Here is a 17,085-nt window from a genome sequence, read left to right on the forward strand (position 1 = left end):
GGCCCTTCGACAAGCTCAGGGCGAACGGATAGAGAGCACACTCCTAAACCCGTTCGTGCTGAGCCTGTCGAAGCACTGTTTTTTCTTTTGGACAAAGATTGGTTTGAGCGCGACCTCCCGGACAATCGAATTGCCCAACCCGCTCGCCCTCGATGGCGGGGGTGAGCTTGCGCAGGCGCGACTGGCCTACGAAACCTATGGCGAGCTCAACGACAACCGCTCCAACGCCATCCTGTTGTGCCACGCGCTGACCGGTGACCAATATGTCGCCTCCACCCACCCGGTGACGGGCAAGCCTGGATGGTGGGAACGCATGGTCGGCCCCGGAAAGCCGATAGACACCGACCGCTTCCACGTCATCTGCGCGAATGTAATCGGCAGCTGCATGGGCTCGTCCGGCCCGGCCAGCGAAGCGCCCGACGGCACGCCCTATGCGATGCGCTTCCCGGTGATCACGATCCGCGACATGGTCCGTGCGCAGGTCGCACTCCTGGACGAACTGGGGATCGAGAAGGTCCACGCCGTCGTCGGCGGGTCGATGGGCGGGATGCAGGCGCTGAGCCTTGCCGCCAACTGGCCTGAGCGCGCTGCCCGCGTGCTCGTGATTGCCTCGACCAGCCGCCATTCGGCGCAGAATATCGCCTTCCACGAGCTTGGGCGGCAGGCGGTGATGGCCGATCCGAATTGGGCCCAGGGCAACTATTACGCCACCGAGCTGCAGCCGGATAACGGCCTCGCGGTGGCGCGCATGGCGGCGCATATCACCTATCTGTCCGAAGAGGCGTTGACCGAGAAATTCGGCCGCAACTTGCAGGACCGTGACGCGAAGAGCTTCGGCTTCGATGCCGATTTCCAGGTCGAAAGCTACCTGCGCTACCAGGGCAGCGGCTTCACGCAGCGTTTCGATGCCAACAGCTATCTCTATATCACCCGGGCGATGGATTATTTCGACCTGGCCGAAGAGCATGGTGGCAAGCTGGCCGATGCCTTCGCGGGGACCGAGGCCCGCTTCTGCCTTGTCAGCTTCGACAGCGACTGGCTATATCCCACATCGGAGAGCCGTCATGTGGTGCGCGCTCTTAACGCGGCGGGCGCGGCGGTAAGCTTCGTCGAACTGTCGGCCCCGCATGGCCACGACAGCTTCCTGCTCGACGTGCCCGCGCTCGACCGCGTCGTGAAGGGGTTTCTCGGGTAATGCGCTTGTACACCCCCGCCACGAATTACGGCCTTAGGCCGGACCTCGCGGTCATCGCGAAGAGCATCGAGACCGAGTCTCGCGTCCTTGATATCGGATGCGGTGATGGCGCGTTGATGGATGTGCTCGTGGAAAACCGCAGATGCGATGCGCGGGGCATGGAAATCGACGGTGCCTGCGTCGAGCGCTGTGTGGCGCAGGGGCTGTCGGTTGTGCAGGGCGATGCCAATCGCGACCTTGCCGATTATCCCGACAAGGGCTTCGATTACACGGTCCTCAGCCAGACTTTGCAGACGGCAACGCGACCGGACGAGATGCTAGACCAGCTGCTGAGGGTGGGCAGGCAGGCCTTCGTCAGCTTCCCGAATTTTGCCCACTGGCGTACGCGGGCGGCGCTGATGTTCGGTGGCAAGATGCCGGTGACGCGTGCGATTCCCGTGAGCTGGTACGAAACGCCCAATATCCACCACGTGACGGTGAAGGACTTTCGCGAACTGGCCCAGGAAAAGGGCGCGAAGATCGAGCGGGAATGGTTCTTCAGCAGCGGGCTGCCGGTGACGGCAGGAACCAACTGGCGCGCCGAATTCGCGGTCTTCCAGCTCAGCCGCTAGCAGGCGGCTGCGGCTCCTTGCCGGCCCCGAAGAAACTGCGCACGAGCCGCCGGGCCAGCCAGATCAGCCAGATCACGAAGGCGAGCAGCGCGAGCGCGATCACGCCCGCGATCACCGGATACTCATAGGCAAGGTAGAGCAGCCCCACTGTAGCCACATCCTCGACAGTCGAGACCGCCATATTGCTCACCGGCTCAGGGCTGGCATTGACCACGCCGCGCGCGCCGGCCTTGCCGGCATGCGCGGTAAGCGCCGCGCCGCCACCGAGCAGGAAGGCCACGACCTGCGTTGCCGGATCGGCCGGATCGATGATGGCGAGTGCCAGCAGCGCCCCACCGATGGGCCGAACGAAGGTATGGATCGCGTCCCACGCGCTATCGAGCCACATCACCTTGTCGGCGAAGAACTCGGCGATAGCGGCCACGGCAGCGATGCCCATGACCCACGGATTCGCCAGCACGTCGAGGCTCTGCAAATGCTCGGGGATCGGAATGGCATCGAGCCGCATCGCGAGGCCCGTCGCGAATATGCTGAGATAGAGCCGCCAGCCCGCCAGCAGGCTCACGCTTCCGGCAATCCCGATGATTTCCATGATACCCATGGCGCGAAGATGCGCCGATACAGGGCGTTAGGCAAGTCAGCCCGTCCGCTGCGCCTCCACGTCATAGGGCTCTCCGTAGGCACCGCGCGGGATTTCCAGCGCCTCGCGATCCCAGCCGCCGCGATCGGCAACCGCGGCATAAGTGCTTTCGAGGAACTGCATGAGAGCGCCCTCCGGGTCCTCCGCCTCGCGGACGGCGGCGTAGGGAAGGATGAATTCGCCGAGGCTGTCCAGCCAATAGGCGGCATCGGGTGCGACCTCGGCCTCGCCGAAACCTTCTGGCGTGGGATAGCCATAGGCATAGAAGGCCGCTTCATCGACGCCGCCGCCGCCAAGCCAGAAACCGGCGCTGGCGACTTCGTGGCTATAGGCTTCGCGCGTCACGCGGTCGGGCAGGTTGGGAAATCCGCCCGGATGCAGCGGCGCCTCTCGGCCGGAAAAGCGGGTGACGGCGAGGTCAAAGCTGCCCCAGAACAAATGGCTGGGGCTCGACTTGCCGACGAAGCCCGAGCGAAAGCGCTCGAAGACGCGGTTGGCGTCTGAGAATGCGCGGTGAATGCGGGTCAGTGCGGCCTCGTCCCACGCGCGTTCGGCCGTGTCCTCGCGGAAGGGAATGGCCTCTTCGACCTCGTTGGGCGCACCCGCGATGGAGGTCGTTACTCCGGCGTGTGAGAGTAACTCTGAAAGCTGTTTGTGAAATCGCGCGACCGTCTGGCCGGTGACTTCGAAACCGTCGGCAAAGCCGGTCGATGTCTCTATAGCGACGGCGCTCGAAAGGCAGTCGAAGATGACTTCCGCCTCGCCGCCAGGCATTTCGACCGGATAGGTGCGGAAGCCGCGGGGCACGACACGCAAGGCAAGGTGCCAGCTATGGTTGCACCATGGCAGGGCGCGGGTGGGCAGTTTGCCCAGCACCTGGACATAGGCGTGCAGGCTCTCGATGACCGGGCGGTCGGCCTCGTAATCGAGTTTGGGCCACCGCTCGGTCATCGAAAATTCCTTTCAGCTTAGAAAATCTCGAACAGGCCCGCTGCGCCCATGCCGCCGCCGACGCACATGGTGACGACGCCGTACTTCGCCTTGCGGCGCTGGCCTTCGCGCAGGATGTGACCGACGCAGCGTGCGCCGGTCATGCCGTAGGGATGGCCGATCGAGATCGAGCCGCCGTTGACGTTGAGCTTGTCGTTGTCGATGCCCAGCTTGTCGCGACAGTAGAGTACCTGCACGGCGAAGGCTTCGTTCAGCTCCCACAGGTCGATGTCTTCGATCTTCATGTCGAAGCGTTCGAGCAGCTTGGGGATGGCGAAGATCGGGCCAATCCCCATTTCGTCGGGCTCGGTACCGGCAACCGCCATGCCGATGTAACGGCCGAGCGGGTTGAGGCCGCGCTTTTCAGCTTCCTTGGCTTCCATCACCACGACCGCTGCCGAACCGTCAGAAAGCTGGCTGGCGTTACCCGCCGTGATCGTGGTACCCGGACCCATGACGGGCTGGAGCGAGGCGAGGCCTTCGAGCGTGGTCGAGGGGCGGTTGCCTTCGTCCTTGGCGATCGTCACGTCCTCGTCGGTGATCTCACCCGTTTCCTTGTTCTGCACCTTATGCTTGGTGCTGACCGAGACGATCTCGTCGTCGAACAGGCCCGCCTCCTGCGCGGCGGCAGTGCGCTGCTGGCTCTGGAGCGCGTATTCGTCCTGCGCTTCGCGGCTGATGCCGTAGCGCTGGGCGACGGTTTCGGCGGTCTGAAGCATGGGCATATAGATGGCGCCGTGCATCGCGATCAGTTCCGGATCGGGCATCACGCGCATTTCCTTAGTCTGCACGAGGCTGATCGATTCCTGGCCGCCAGCAGCGACGATCTGCATGCGGTCGGTAATGACCTGCTTGGCCGCGGTGGCGATGGTCATCAGGCCCGAGGAGCACTGGCGATCGATGGTCATGCCCGAAACGCCGATCGGGCAACCGGCGCGCAGCGCGACCTGGCGGGCGAGGTTGCCGGCCTGTGCGCCCTGCTGAAGCGCGGCGCCCCACAGCACATCGTCGACTTCGCCGGCATCGATGCCGGCACGCTCGATCGCGGGCTTCAGCGCATAGGAGCCGAGCGTAGCGCCCGGGGTCGAATTGAAGGCGCCCTTGTAGGCCTTGCCCATACCGGTACGGGCGGTGGAAACGATGACTGCGTCACGCATGGGGTATTCCTTGAATTGCTAGAACTGTCTGATCCTCCGGGGGAGGAGAGGGGAAATCAGACGAAGTACATGGTCATCCATTCGCAGATCAGCGCGGGCTTGTCCTCGCCTTCGATCTCGATGGTGATTTCCATGGTCTGCTGCCACTGGCCGGGACGCTTCTCGATCATTTCGAGCAGTTTCCAGCGGCCGCGGATTTTCTTGCCCGAGCGAACGGGGTTGATGAAACGCGTCTTGTTGCCGCCGTAGTTCACGGCCATCTTGATGCCGTCGACGCGCGGGACATCGCTGTTCGCGGTGAGGTAGGGGATCATCGACAGGGTCAGGAAGCCGTGGGCGATGGTGCCGCCGAACGGCGTCATCTTAGCAGCTTCTTCATTGATATGGATGAACTGGTGGTCACCGGTGGCATCGGCGAACTGGTTGATCCGTTCCTGCGTCATCTCGACCCATTCGCTGGTGCCGACCTGTTCGCCTACCTTGGCTGCTACGTCCTGGGGGCTCATTGCTCGCTCTCCTCGAAGATACTGGGATACGCGACTCCGGTCGCGTGTGCGGGCGGAGTCATGGCGCAAGGAAGAGGGCCGCGCAACCGCCGGAAAACTGCCGTTACGGCATGGCGGGCGGACCGATTGTGAAAGTTGCCACTCGCCGCGAGAAGGGCCATAATTATTGGGAAGTTAACCAAGTGGGGCCTAGCGCTTCGCATCGGACCTCCCCGCGGGTTCGAAACGGACAGGAACCGAATGAGCGACAGCTTCGACACACCGGGCATCATTGGCCGCAGCTGGTTCAGGCCGGCCGTTGCGGCATGGTTCGGCGTGCTTGCGGCAGCCGGGATGTGGTTCATGCCGCCATCGGTGCATGCCACAATCATGCAAACAACGGGTCTTGCGCAGCTGTCCCCGCTCTTCGCACCGCCAGTATCCAACGCCGGGGTTCTGCTCGTCTGTTCCATTGCAGCTATTGTCGGCGCACTGCTGGGGTTCCTGATCGCAAGGAGCTTTGCCAGGATCGCCGCGCCGCGCGCCTTCGCCCCCGGCTTCGAGTTCCATGACGAGAGCTCGTGGGAGGATGGCAGGCAATCGGAAGAAGAAGAACCGTTTCGCCGCCGCCGTGTGTTCTCGGCGCGCGAGGACATCGGTGAAGAAGGCATCGCCATTAGCGCACCGGTCGACGAGGACGGCAGCTACGAAGACGAATTTTCGATCGAGGATGTGCCCCCTGTCACGCCCGAAGAAGACTTCGATGCAGTCTATGCCGAGATGGAACCGGACTATGTGCCGGCAAGTGAGCAGGACCCGGTGGTCGAGGACTATGACCCGGTAGAGCTCGAAAACGAGCCGGTCGTCGAAGAGGCCGAGTTCGTCGAGGTGGATGACGCCGAATACGAGCCTGCTCCTGCCGATGAGCCGGAACCGGTGCGCTTGTCGGGAGCCGATTGGTCGGAGCCCGAGCAAACGCTCGATACCGAAGATGTCGCCACCCCCGAGGTTCCTTTGGGCGACATGAGCCTCGATGCTTTGCTGGACCGTCTGGAAGGAGCGCTAGAGGCACACAAGTCGATGGTCGCGACGAGCGAGGAGGCTTCCGAGCAGGCACCACCTCGAACAGTGCCGATGGCGCGCGAGACCGCCGAGCTGGAAGACGAAGCGGACGAGAGCGGACTACCCGAGGCTTCGGATGACGATCCCGTTATCGCCTTCCTTCGCCGCGAAGCCCGGCGTCGCATGCCGCAAAAGGCGGCGAATGAGGAACTTCCCGAATCCGAACCCGAGCCTGAGCCGAAATCCTCCGCAAGACCATCTCAGGCCGAGGCGTACGCCGCCTTGAGGAGTGCGCTTGACCGCCTTGGCCAGTCGGGAGGCCGCGAATAGAGCACCATCCGGCGACTCCGGATACGAATTCGTTATGCTGCAATGCGGCATCAATCGGGAATTCTTGGCTCGCGTGAAATTTTGCTTCACTGCCGAGCCATTGCCAATCCGCAATCTTGCCTTCAAAGAGGCTCTTCGCGACATTTTGCAGGCGCGCTTGGGTTGCGCTGCACAAATTCGCCCGCTTCGGTGAGGGCTGCCCCGCTGCCCTGACGGAAACGGGCCAGTTGGAGGACGCTTCGGCGAATGCACGGTACCGCTTCTCTCGCACCTGATAATCAGGGCCTCTACGATTCGCGCAACGAACACGATGCCTGCGGCGTCGGCATGGTCGCGCATATCAAGGGTGAGAAAAGCCACGCGATTATCGAACAGGCGCTCACGATCCTCGCCAATCTCGACCATCGCGGCGCAGTGGGTGCGGACCCGCTGCTGGGCGATGGTGCCGGCATCCTGATCCAGACGCCCGATCCGCTCATCCGCAAATGGGCCGAGACCGAAGGCCACGAACTGCCTGGCGAAGGCGATTACGCGATCGCCATGTGTTTCCTTCCCCAAGAGGATGAAGCCCGCACCTTCGTAGAGAAGCAGCTCGAACGTTTCTCCGAGAAGGAGGGCCAGCGCGTCGTCGGCTGGCGCGACGTGCCGACCACGCTCGATGGGCTGGGCGATGCCGTGATCGCCTCCATGCCCGTGATCCGCCAGTGCGTGATCGCCCGCGGCCAGAACTGCCTCGATCGCGATGCCTTCGAGCGCAAGCTGGTCGTCATCCGCAAGCAGACACTGAACCCGCTCGCCGCGCTCGAGGAGAAGCACGGCATCCCGGGCCTCAGCCGCGCCTATATCCCGAGCTTTTCCAGCCGCACCGTGGTCTACAAAGGCCTGCTTCTGGCGAACCAAGTCGGCAGCTTCTACGACGATCTGCGCGATCCCGATTGTGTGAGTGCGCTCGGTCTCGTGCACCAGCGGTTCAGCACCAATACCTTCCCCAGCTGGCGGCTCGCCCACCCCTATCGCTTCATGGCGCACAATGGCGAGATCAACACGGTCCGCGGCAATGTGAACTGGATGGAAGCACGCCGCCGCACAATGGAAAGCGAGCTGCTGGGCGCCGACCTCGACAAGATGTGGCCGCTGATCCCGCATGGCCAGTCGGACACGGCCTGCCTCGACAATGCACTCGAGCTGCTGCTGACCGGCGGTTACAGCCTCGCGCATTCGATGATGATGCTCATGCCGGAAGCCTGGGCGAAGAACGAGCAGATGGAACCCGCGCGCCGCGCATTCTACGAATACCATGCCGCGCTGATGGAGCCATGGGATGGCCCTGCTGCCGTGTGCTTCACCGATGGTCGTCAGATCGGCGCATGCCTCGACCGCAACGGCCTGCGCCCTGCTCGCTGGTGCACGACCAAGGACGACCTCGTCGTGCTCGCTTCGGAAAGCGGTGTGCTGCCGTTTGCTGAGGAAGACATCACCCGCAAGTGGCGTCTCCAGCCGGGTAAGATGCTGCTGATCGACCTTGAAGAAGGCCGCATCGTCGAAGACGAGGAACTCAAAGCCGATCTCGCCGCTGCCGAACCTTACGAGGCATGGCTGGAAAGGGCGCAGTACAAGCTTGAGGACCTCGATCATATCGATCCCGAGCTGTCAGAGATTCCGCAGAGCGAACTTGCGCTCCTGAAGCGCCAGCAGGCCTTCGGATACACGCAGGAAGATCTCTCGCGCTTCCTCGAGCCCATGGCGGCCACGGGCGAGGATCCGATCGGTTCGATGGGCACCGACACGCCGATCGCCGTGCTCTCGGAGAAGAGCCGCCTGCTCTACGACTATTTCAAGCAGAACTTCGCGCAGGTAACCAACCCGCCGATCGACCCGATCCGCGAGGAGCTGGTCATGAGCCTGCTCTCGATGATCGGTCCGCGCCCGAATCTGTTGGGGCGCGATGGCGGCACGCACAAACGCCTCGAGGTTAAGCAACCGATCCTTACCAACTCGGATCTGGCCAAGATCCGTTCGGTCGAGGTGGCACTCGATGGTGCATTCCGTACCGCCACAATCGATATCACCTGGGATGCCGGCACGGGTGCCGACGGCCTCGCCATGGCGCTCAAGGAAATGTGCTGGGCCGCGACCGAGGCGGTCCTCGGCGATGCCAATATCCTCATCCTGTCGGACCGCAATCAGGGGCCGGAGCGGATTGCCATGCCCGCGCTGCTTGCCACCGCGGCCGTCCACCACCAGCTTGTCCGCCAGGGCCTGCGCATGCAAACCGGCCTCGTCATCGAAACCGGCGAAGCGCGCGAGGTGCATCATTTCTGCGCTCTCGCGGGCTATGGCGCGGAAGGCATCAACCCCTACCTCGCTCTCGAAACACTGGAAGATCTACGCGCGCGAAAGCTGCCGGATCTCGATCCTGCGGAAGTCCAGCAGAACTATGTGAAGGGCGTCGGCAAGGGCATTCTCAAGGTCATGTCCAAGATGGGCATCTCGACCTACCAGTCCTATTGCGGCGCGCAGATCTTCGATGCGGTCGGCCTTTCGAGCGATTTCATCGAAACCTATTTTAAGGGCACCGCGACCACCATCGAAGGCATCGGCCTCCAGGAGGTCGCACGCGAAACGGTGAAGCGCCACGCGCAGGCTTTTGGCGACAGCCCCTTGTACAAGGGCATGCTCGATGTGGGCGGCATCTACCAATATCGCATCCGCGGCGAGGACCATGCCTGGACCCCGCAGAATATTGCCAGCCTGCAGCATGCAGTGCGCGGCAATAATCCGAAGAACTACGAGGAATTCGCGGCCTCAATCAACGAGCAGTCCGAACGCCTTCTGACGATCCGCGGGCTGATGGAGCTGAAGAAGGCAGAACGCCCGCTCGAGCTTTCCGAAGTCGAACCGGCAAGCGAAATCGTGAAGCGTTTCAGCACTGGCGCGATGAGCTTCGGCTCGATCAGCCACGAGGCGCATTCGACGCTCGCCATCGCAATGAACCGTCTCGGCGGCCGCTCGAACACGGGCGAGGGCGGCGAGGAGCCCGAACGTTTCAAGCCGCTCGACAATGGCGATTCGATGCGCAGCCGGATCAAGCAGGTGGCTTCAGGCCGCTTCGGCGTGACAGCCGAGTATCTCGTGAACTCCGACGACATCCAGATCAAGATGGCGCAGGGCGCAAAGCCCGGCGAAGGGGGCCAGCTACCCGGCCACAAGGTCGACAAGCGTATCGGCAAGGTGCGCCATTCGACCCCGGGCGTGGGCCTGATCTCGCCGCCGCCGCACCACGACATTTACTCGATCGAGGATCTCGCGCAGCTGATCCACGATTTGAAGAACGTCCAGCCCGAGGCGCGGATATCGGTGAAGCTGGTATCCGAAGTCGGTGTCGGCACGGTGGCCGCAGGCGTGTCCAAGTCAAAGGCCGATCATCTTACGATCTCGGGATATGAAGGCGGCACGGGCGCAAGCCCGCTGACCAGCCTCACCCATGCCGGGAGCCCGTGGGAAATCGGCCTTGCCGAGACGCAGCAGACGCTGCTCCTCAACGATTTGCGCAGCCGTATCGCGGTCCAGGTCGACGGCGGACTACGTACCGGACGCGATGTCGCTATCGGCGCGCTGCTGGGTGCGGACGAGTTCGGCTTTGCCACTGCCCCGCTGATTGCGGCGGGCTGCATCATGATGAGGAAGTGCCACCTCAACACTTGCCCGGTTGGCGTGGCGACACAGGACCCGGTGCTGCGCAAGCGGTTCACCGGTATGCCCGAACACGTCATCAACTACTTCTTCTTCGTGGCCGAGGAATTGCGCCAGATCATGGCCGAGATGGGCTTCCGCACCGTCGAGGAGATGGTCGGCCGCGTCGACAAGATCGACATGCGCCGCGTCACTCGCCACTGGAAGGCGCATGGCGTGGACCTGGCGCGCATCCTGCACGAGGTCCCGCTCGATGAGGGCAAGGCGCTCTACCATACGGAGACGCAGGATCACGGGCTCGCTGCGGCGATGGATGTCGAGCTGATCGAGGCCTGCAAGCCGGCCATCGAAAGCGGGCAGGCCGTCCAGGTTTCGCGCACCATCCGCAATGTGAACCGCACCGTAGGCACCATGCTTTCCGGCAGGATCGCCGAGGCGCATGGTCATGCCGGCCTGCCGCGGGACACGATCCGCATCGACCTGACGGGCGTAGCCGGACAAAGCTTCGGTGCATGGCTGGCGCATGGTGTGACGATGAGCCTGACCGGCGATGCCAACGACTATGTCGGCAAGGGTCTTTCGGGCGGGCGCATCGCAGTTCGTCCGCCGGAAAACATCGGCCGCGAACCGACCGACAACATCATTGTCGGCAACACGGTGCTCTATGGCGCGATTGCGGGCGAAGCCTATTTCGCCGGCGTTGCTGGCGAGCGTTTTGCCGTCCGCAATTCTGGAGCGGTTGCCGTGGTCGAGGGCACGGGAGACCACGCGCTCGAGTACATGACCGGCGGCGTAGTCTGCATCCTCGGCAAGACCGGGCGCAATGTGGCGGCCGGCATGAGCGGCGGCATCGCCTATGTCTACGACCCCGAGGGCGAGTTCGAGAAGCTCGTCAATCACGCGCAGGTCAATGTTCTGGACCTGAAGCCGGGCGATGGCGAAGGCGCGGAGAAGAGCTGGGGCAAGCCGCAGCAACGCGCCGTCAATGTCGACAATCCGGGCATGGGCGATCCGCTTTACCACGATGCCGAGCGGCTGAAGGTGCTGGTCGAACGCCACCACCTCCACACCGGATCGGCACGCGCCAAGGCGCTGCTCGATGACTGGGCGAATGAACTGAAAAACTTCCGCAAGGTGATGCCGCGTGATTACGCGCGCGCTCTCAAGACGCTCGAAGACGAGCGCGAGGAAGCGGCCATGGAAGCGGCGGAATAAGGGTCTAGGATATGGGCAAGGAAACCGGCTTTCTCGAATACGAGCGCGAGGATCGCACCTACACCGATCCGAAAGAGCGGCTGAAGAACTACAAGGAATTCGTGGTCCCGCACGACCCCGAGGCGCTGCGCAAGCAGGCGGCGCGGTGCATGAACTGCGGCATTCCTTACTGTCACAACGGCTGTCCGGTGAACAACATTATCCCGGACTGGAACCACCTCGTCTATGAAGACGATTGGAAGAACGCGCTCGAGGTCCTGCACTCGACGAACAACTTCCCCGAGTTCACCGGTCGCGTCTGCCCCGCACCGTGCGAGGCGGCATGCACGCTCAACATCGTCGATGCGCCAGTGACGATCAAAAGCATTGAATGCGCGATCATCGACAAGGGCTTCAAGGAAGGCTGGGTCAAGCCCGAGCCTGCAGCCAAACCGACCGGCAAATCGGTCGCAGTCATCGGCAGCGGCCCCGCTGGCCTTGCTGCAGCGCAGCAGCTCGCCCGCGCAGGCCATGCGGTGACCGTGTTCGAGAAGTCGGACCGGATCGGCGGATTGCTTCGTTACGGCATTCCCGACTTCAAGATGGAGAAGCACCTCATCAACCGCCGCGCGGTGCAGATGGAGGCCGAGGGTGTGCAGTTTCGCACTTCGAGCGAAGTCGGCGTCGAAGTGAGCTTCGACGCGCTCAAGGAGAATTTCGACGCGGTGGTCCTCGCCGGAGGCGCGGAAGAAGCGCGCATGCTCGACATTCCCGGTTCCGAGCTTGCCGGCGTGCGGCTGGCGATGGAATTCCTCACCCAGCAGAACAAGCGCAATGCAGGTGACGACGAAGTGCGCGCTGCTCCGCGCGGCTCGCTCACCGCGACCGGCAAGCATGTGATCGTCATCGGTGGCGGCGACACCGGCAGCGACTGCGTAGGCACGAGCAACCGCCAGGGCGCGGCCAGCGTGACCCAGCTCGAAATCATGCCCAAGCCGCCCGAACACGAGGACAAGGCACTGACCTGGCCCGATTGGCCGGTGAAACTGCGCACCTCGTCGAGCCACGAGGAAGGCGTCGACCGCGACTGGGCCGTGCTGACCAAGCGCGTGGTCGAAGAGAACGGCGATGTCGCCGGGCTCGAATGCGTGCGGATCGAATGGGTCGATGGCAAGATCAAGGAAGTGGAAGGCAGCGAATTCACTCTGAAGGCCGACCTCATCCTCCTCGCCATGGGCTTCACCGGCCCCAAGCGCCGCGGCCTATTGGACCGCGCTGGCGTGGAATTGGACGCACGCGGCAATGTCGCCGCCGACACGCAATGGTACCTCACCAGCGAACCCAACGTCTTCGCCTGCGGCGATATGCGCCGCGGCCAGAGCCTGGTCGTCTGGGCCATCCGCGAAGGCCGCCAATGCGCACGCGCGGTGGACGAGGCGTTGATGGGGGTTAGCGAACTGCCGCGTTAGTCTGCTGCGATCACAATCCCCTAACCCGCGGGCTGCGGTTGCCGTGCCGCACCAATGCGACCACTTCGCCTGAAGCATTGCGCTCGAAAGTCACGATTTCGCGTTCCTGGCCCTTGTCGGTAATGATCTGGAAGCGATCCCCGCCGAGCGGTTTTGCACGCCACATGCGCGCGCCCGGTTCATCGGCGTTGGGCGAAAGCCATGTCAGCCCGCCGGCCCATGGCACGAGGTAAAACCCCGTACTCCACGGCTGACTGTCATAGAAGCCGGTGTAATCAGCGAGCGACATATCCTCGCCCTCGGGTGCATCGAAGTCCTTCGCATCCATGCGCGACTTCATCAGCCCGCCAATGCCCATGGCGAAGTCCGAAGGGTTATCCATCGCGTTCATCGCCACCGCGATGCCAACCTCCTGCTCGGGCACGGTCATAAGGCTGCTGCGATAGCCAGGGCAACTTCCGCCATGGCCGACCGTGGTCATGCCGTCCTGGTTGCGGACCGCAAAGCCGAGGCCCCAGGTGGTCTCCCAATCGGGCGTGATATAATGCACGCGCTGCATCTCGCGCAGGGTCGAAGCGCGCAGCACCTCTTCCTCGCCTGATTTGGCAAGGCGGAACATCCAGCTGGCAAAGCGCGCAAGGTCATTCACGCTCGAGCTGAAGCCGGCTGCCGGCGTGATCCCGGCCGGGTCGAACAGCTTGACCGCGGGCCGCGTACCATCGGGCTTCAGCGCGCCCCAGCCGACGGCGAGCTGGCCGTCGTAAAGATCGCGCGGCATGCCCGGCCTGGTGTCATCGAGGCCGAGGGGTTCGAGGATTTCGGCAGTCACATAGTCGCCGAACGGCTGTCCGCTGACCGCTTCCACCGTTTCCCCCACCAGCGTGAGGCCGAGGTTCGAATACTGAAAGGTCGTCGACGCGGGATAGAGCGGGGATTGCCCGCTGATCCGTTCGCGGATTTGCGCCTGAGTGGGGAAAGGGAAATCGGGACCGGTCCAATAGGGATGATCGGATTCGCGCGGGAGCCCGGCAGAATGGGTCAGCAGGCCGCGCAAGGTCACGGGCACGCTTTCGCGATCGTCGGGCTGCAGCTGAGCCCAGGGCAGGTAATCGGTCACCGGAGCGTCCAGCCGCACCTTGTCGGCTTCCCACTGCTGCATGAGCGCGACAGAGGTGAACAGCTTGGAGATCGAGCAGATCGAATAGAGCGTATCGGGCGTTGCCGCGCGGCTCATGGCGCGGTCGCTATGGCCGAAGCCCTTAGCCCAGACCGTCCGGTCCCCCTGTGCCACCGCAACCGAAAGGCCCGGGATCTTGCGGAACTGGCGCTGGCCCTCGATCCACAATTCGGCCGCGCGCATGGCCTCGCCCATCGCAGCGGCCTGCTTGGCCTGTTCCTCCGCAGAAGGCGCTTCGCTATTTGCGTGGTCATCTCCGCCCGAAATCGCCGGAACCGCCATCGCGATCGCCGCCAGAGCCGCACTTGTCTTGAACAAAGCCCGCATAACCGTCCTCCCTGTTTTGTGACACTTCATGGCACGGGGCGCGGAAATCGCAAAACTGGTGGTATCGCAGCGCTTGTTACCCCGCACACTCCACACACTTTGCCACGCTTGGGTCATGCGCCAGCCGTTTCTCGGCGATCTCATTCCCGCAGGCGGTGCACCAGCCCCATTCGCCCTCGTCGACCCGTGCCAGCGCCGCTTCGATCCGTGCGCGTTCGGCCACGCGTCGCCGCGCGGTAGCCTGCGCCATCGCCTGCTGCTGAAGCGCATCCATCCGGCTGAGGCGGCCTACGCTGTCCTGTTGCAACTCTACCACCTCGCGCGCATCCGCATTGGCCGCGTCTCCGGCATCGAGCGCCGCGCGGCGGGCCAGCAGGCGATCACGGGCTTCGTCCTCCGTCATCCCAACCGCACCTCCGGTCTATTCCTCGACATTGCGCTGGTAGGTGTTCTGGAAGTAGTCCTGAAGGACTTCGGTCTGCCCTCCCGACGCGAGGATGAGATCCTCGTCGAGAATATCGACCCGGAATCTCCAACCCTCGGGAAGGGCGAGCCTGCTCCCGAGATCGTCCAGTCTTTCGATCGTCTGATCGGGATCGACGGCCCTCGTTGCCGACTGCATGGTATAGACCTTCCCTTCCGGATTGATCAGTCGATAGACCTTCGACCCTGCGAGATAGGTATAGACCGTATCGCGATCGACAGTGGTCGGGCGATAGGGCTCGCGGTTGAGCAAGTCCCAGACCGACAGGCTGACGAAAGCGGGAATCAGGAATTCGTGACCACCCAACTTTCGCTTGGGCACGACGCGTGTGCTCTCGATCCTATCGAGCACCCAGTAGCGGCGCCCGTTGGGAATGACGAAGCTCGCCCCGGTCTCCTCCTTGATCGCATCCAGATCGAGCGCGTCGAATTCCTCGTCGGTCAGGACATCATTGAGATCGTTGTAGACGATCACCTTGACATCGAACCAGGAACGATAGGCGAGCAGGACCTCGTTATAGGGGATGGGCCTGCCGCTATAGCCGCCCGGCGTGCTGGCCTGCCCGAACTCGGGATAGGGGATGTCGTCTTCGGGCACGCCGCGCAGGAGATAGAGTCCTCCTGCAAGGATGAGGCACGCGGCGAACATCGCGGCCAGGCGACGCCTCATGCCATGCCTGCTGTCGAAACGCGCATCTCATTTCCCCTCATGCGAACCGAACCTTCAGACTTGTGCGCCAGAATGTCCAGAACCCGCGGGAAAAGGAGCGAATCGCATCTTCCGCAAGCACCGCAATCGGGCTAAGGCCTGCGGGTCATTTTCAGGGACTTCACGACTTGGCTACCGTCGAAAAACAGAACCATCACATCGATCTCGACTTCATGCAGAAGATCAAGAGCCTGCCGTATCATGCGGTGACGGCGCGGATGGCGGAAAAATATTCGCAACCGGGCGACCAGCTGCTCGACGTGGGAACCGGGGCAGGAAGCATTCCCGCGCTCTACCCGCAGGACCGGCTGATCGACGTGGCCGATGCCTACCAGTCGTGCCTCGACACGGCTTCCAAGCGTGCCAAGGTACGCAACACCTACCTGCTCGACGAAACCGATTTCGATATCGAGAAGCTGCCGCAAAACAACTACACCGTGGTCACCATGTCGCATGTGCTCGAGCATTTGCGTGATCCGGTAGGTGCGATTTCCAAGGTGATGAACCTGGTGAAGCCCGGTGGCCACCTGGTCCTCGCCGTACCCAATCCGGTGCGCCCGCTGGTGATCGCATCGGCGCTACTGAGGCGCGACTATGTCAACCGCGGTCACATCGTCGCCTGGGACCGCTCGCACTTCATCAACATGCTCGAACGCATCCTCGAACTCGACGTGGTCGAGTATCCGACCGACTTCGTCCAGCTTGTTCCGGAGAAGGGCGGCAAATGGCTCCGCGGCTTCGAGAAATGGCTCGCCAAGCCGTTCCCGCATCTCAGCTATTCGAATATGGCGGTGATCCGCAAGCCTGCCTAGAGGCTCCAGTCGATCGCACCGCGACCGTTCTCGGTCAAGAATGCGTTCGCGCGGCTGAACGGTTTCGAGCCGAAGAAACCGCGATGCGCCGAGAGCGGGCTCGGATGCGGGCTTTCGATAATGTGGTGCCGGCCATCGCGCAGCCCCGCGATCCTCTTGGCCTTGGCTTGCGCATGACTTCCCCAGAGGATGAAGACGCTGGGCACCTCCCGCGCCGCCACCGCAGCGACACAGGCATCGGTTACCAAATCCCAGCCTCGTCCGGCATGGCTGCCTGCCTGACCCGCCCCTACCGTTAGAGTGTTGTTCAGCAGAAGGACCCCCTGCCGCGCCCATGATGACAGGTCGCCATGCGATGGGCGGGGGATGGCAAGATCGGCCTCCAGCTCCTTGTAGATATTCACGAGGCTGGGCGGCACTTTCACACCTTCGGGCACGGCAAAGCACAGTCCCATCGCCTGTCCCGGTCCGTGGTAGGGATCCTGCCCCAGGATGACGACCTTGACCTCTTCCAGTGGCGTCAGCTCGAGCGCCTTCAACCGGGTCCCGCGCGGAGGGTAGACAAGCTTGCCCGCAGCCTCCTCCGCGCGCAGCCAACCACCCAGCCGCCGCGCCTCTTCGCCTGTCAGCACCGGGTCAAGGACGGGCTTCCAGCTTGTCGGGACTTGTTCGCTCATGACGCTCACCTTGCGCCTCGTATCGGCCGGGGACCAGTGGCCCCTTCCCTCCTATCCCCATTCCGCCTAAGGCG

The 17,085-nt window shown here is 63.2% G+C and carries 14 protein-coding genes; 6 read left to right on the forward strand and 8 right to left on the reverse strand.

Going from position 1 to position 17,085, the window contains the following annotated elements:
• Window positions 1-103: 103 nt before the first annotated feature.
• Window positions 104-1,195, forward strand: coding sequence for a homoserine O-acetyltransferase MetX (gene metX, locus K3146_RS10530; RefSeq protein ID WP_221546239.1), 1,092 nt, complete (start codon window positions 104-106; stop codon window positions 1,193-1,195).
• Complete coding sequence (gene metW, locus K3146_RS10535; protein WP_221546240.1) at window positions 1,195-1,806, forward strand: methionine biosynthesis protein MetW; 612 nt, start codon at window positions 1,195-1,197, stop codon at window positions 1,804-1,806. The genes metX and metW overlap by 1 nt, the downstream gene beginning before the upstream one ends.
• Here the strand turns inward: metW and K3146_RS10540 are convergent.
• The 4 genes from K3146_RS10540 to K3146_RS10555 are packed head-to-tail and all read right to left on the reverse strand — an operon-like array spanning window position 1,796 to window position 5,099.
• Window positions 1,796-2,407 carry a DUF4126 domain-containing protein gene (locus tag K3146_RS10540; RefSeq protein ID WP_221546241.1) on the reverse strand — a complete coding sequence of 204 codons (612 nt, stop codon included), beginning with the start codon at window positions 2,405-2,407 and terminating at the stop codon, window positions 1,796-1,798. The genes metW and K3146_RS10540 overlap by 11 nt on opposite strands.
• A gap of 36 nt (window positions 2,408-2,443) precedes the next feature.
• A complete protein-coding gene (locus K3146_RS10545; RefSeq protein WP_221546242.1) occupies window positions 2,444-3,397 on the reverse strand; it encodes a DUF5996 family protein in 954 nt (317 codons plus the stop codon).
• 17 nt (window positions 3,398-3,414) lie between these two features.
• Window positions 3,415-4,593, reverse strand: coding sequence for an acetyl-CoA C-acyltransferase (locus tag K3146_RS10550; RefSeq protein WP_221546243.1), 1,179 nt, complete (start codon window positions 4,591-4,593; stop codon window positions 3,415-3,417).
• Between the two features lie 56 nt (window positions 4,594-4,649).
• Window positions 4,650-5,099: a MaoC family dehydratase gene (locus K3146_RS10555; protein WP_221546244.1), complete on the reverse strand. Its 450-nt coding sequence runs from the start codon at window positions 5,097-5,099 to the stop codon at window positions 4,650-4,652.
• A 240-nt stretch (window positions 5,100-5,339) separates the two neighbouring features.
• Between K3146_RS10555 and K3146_RS10560 the strand changes: the two genes are divergently transcribed.
• From K3146_RS10560 to K3146_RS10570, 3 genes are all read left to right on the forward strand, one after another.
• Entirely contained in the window at window positions 5,340-6,470 is a 1,131-nt protein-coding gene (locus K3146_RS10560) for a hypothetical protein (RefSeq protein WP_221546245.1), read from the forward strand.
• Window positions 6,471-6,716: 246 nt separating this feature from the next.
• A complete protein-coding gene (gene gltB / locus K3146_RS10565; RefSeq protein ID WP_221546246.1) occupies window positions 6,717-11,378 on the forward strand; it encodes a glutamate synthase large subunit in 4,662 nt (1,553 codons plus the stop codon).
• An 11-nt stretch (window positions 11,379-11,389) separates the two neighbouring features.
• A complete protein-coding gene (locus K3146_RS10570; protein ID WP_221546247.1) occupies window positions 11,390-12,826 on the forward strand; it encodes a glutamate synthase subunit beta in 1,437 nt (478 codons plus the stop codon).
• Between the two features lie 10 nt (window positions 12,827-12,836).
• Here the strand turns inward: K3146_RS10570 and K3146_RS10575 are convergent, their stop codons facing one another.
• The 3 genes from K3146_RS10575 to K3146_RS10585 form a co-directional block, all read right to left on the reverse strand.
• On the reverse strand, window positions 12,837-14,330 hold the full coding sequence (locus tag K3146_RS10575) for a serine hydrolase domain-containing protein (protein WP_221546248.1): 1,494 nt from the start codon (window positions 14,328-14,330) through the stop codon (window positions 12,837-12,839).
• A 76-nt stretch (window positions 14,331-14,406) separates the two neighbouring features.
• Window positions 14,407-14,733, reverse strand: a complete 327-nt coding sequence (locus tag K3146_RS10580; RefSeq protein ID WP_221546249.1) for a TraR/DksA family transcriptional regulator — start codon at window positions 14,731-14,733, stop codon at window positions 14,407-14,409.
• Window positions 14,734-14,751: 18 nt separating this feature from the next.
• The gene (locus K3146_RS10585) at window positions 14,752-15,483 is read right to left on the reverse strand and encodes a hypothetical protein (RefSeq protein ID WP_221546250.1); all 732 of its coding nucleotides are present in this window, start codon (window positions 15,481-15,483) and stop codon (window positions 14,752-14,754) included.
• Between the two features lie 167 nt (window positions 15,484-15,650).
• Here K3146_RS10585 and K3146_RS10590 point away from each other — a divergent pair, with 167 nt between their 5' ends.
• A complete protein-coding gene (locus K3146_RS10590; protein WP_221546251.1) occupies window positions 15,651-16,334 on the forward strand; it encodes a class I SAM-dependent methyltransferase in 684 nt (227 codons plus the stop codon).
• On the opposite strand, the gene ung is transcribed toward K3146_RS10590, so the two are convergent.
• A complete protein-coding gene (ung, locus tag K3146_RS10595) occupies window positions 16,331-17,011 on the reverse strand; it encodes a uracil-DNA glycosylase (protein WP_221546252.1) in 681 nt (226 codons plus the stop codon). The genes K3146_RS10590 and ung overlap by 4 nt on opposite strands.
• Between the last annotated feature and the right edge of the window lie 74 nt (window positions 17,012-17,085).

This window comes from Qipengyuania vesicularis, assembly GCF_019711415.1.
GTDB classification, from domain to species: Bacteria; Pseudomonadota; Alphaproteobacteria; order Sphingomonadales; family Sphingomonadaceae; genus Qipengyuania; species Qipengyuania vesicularis.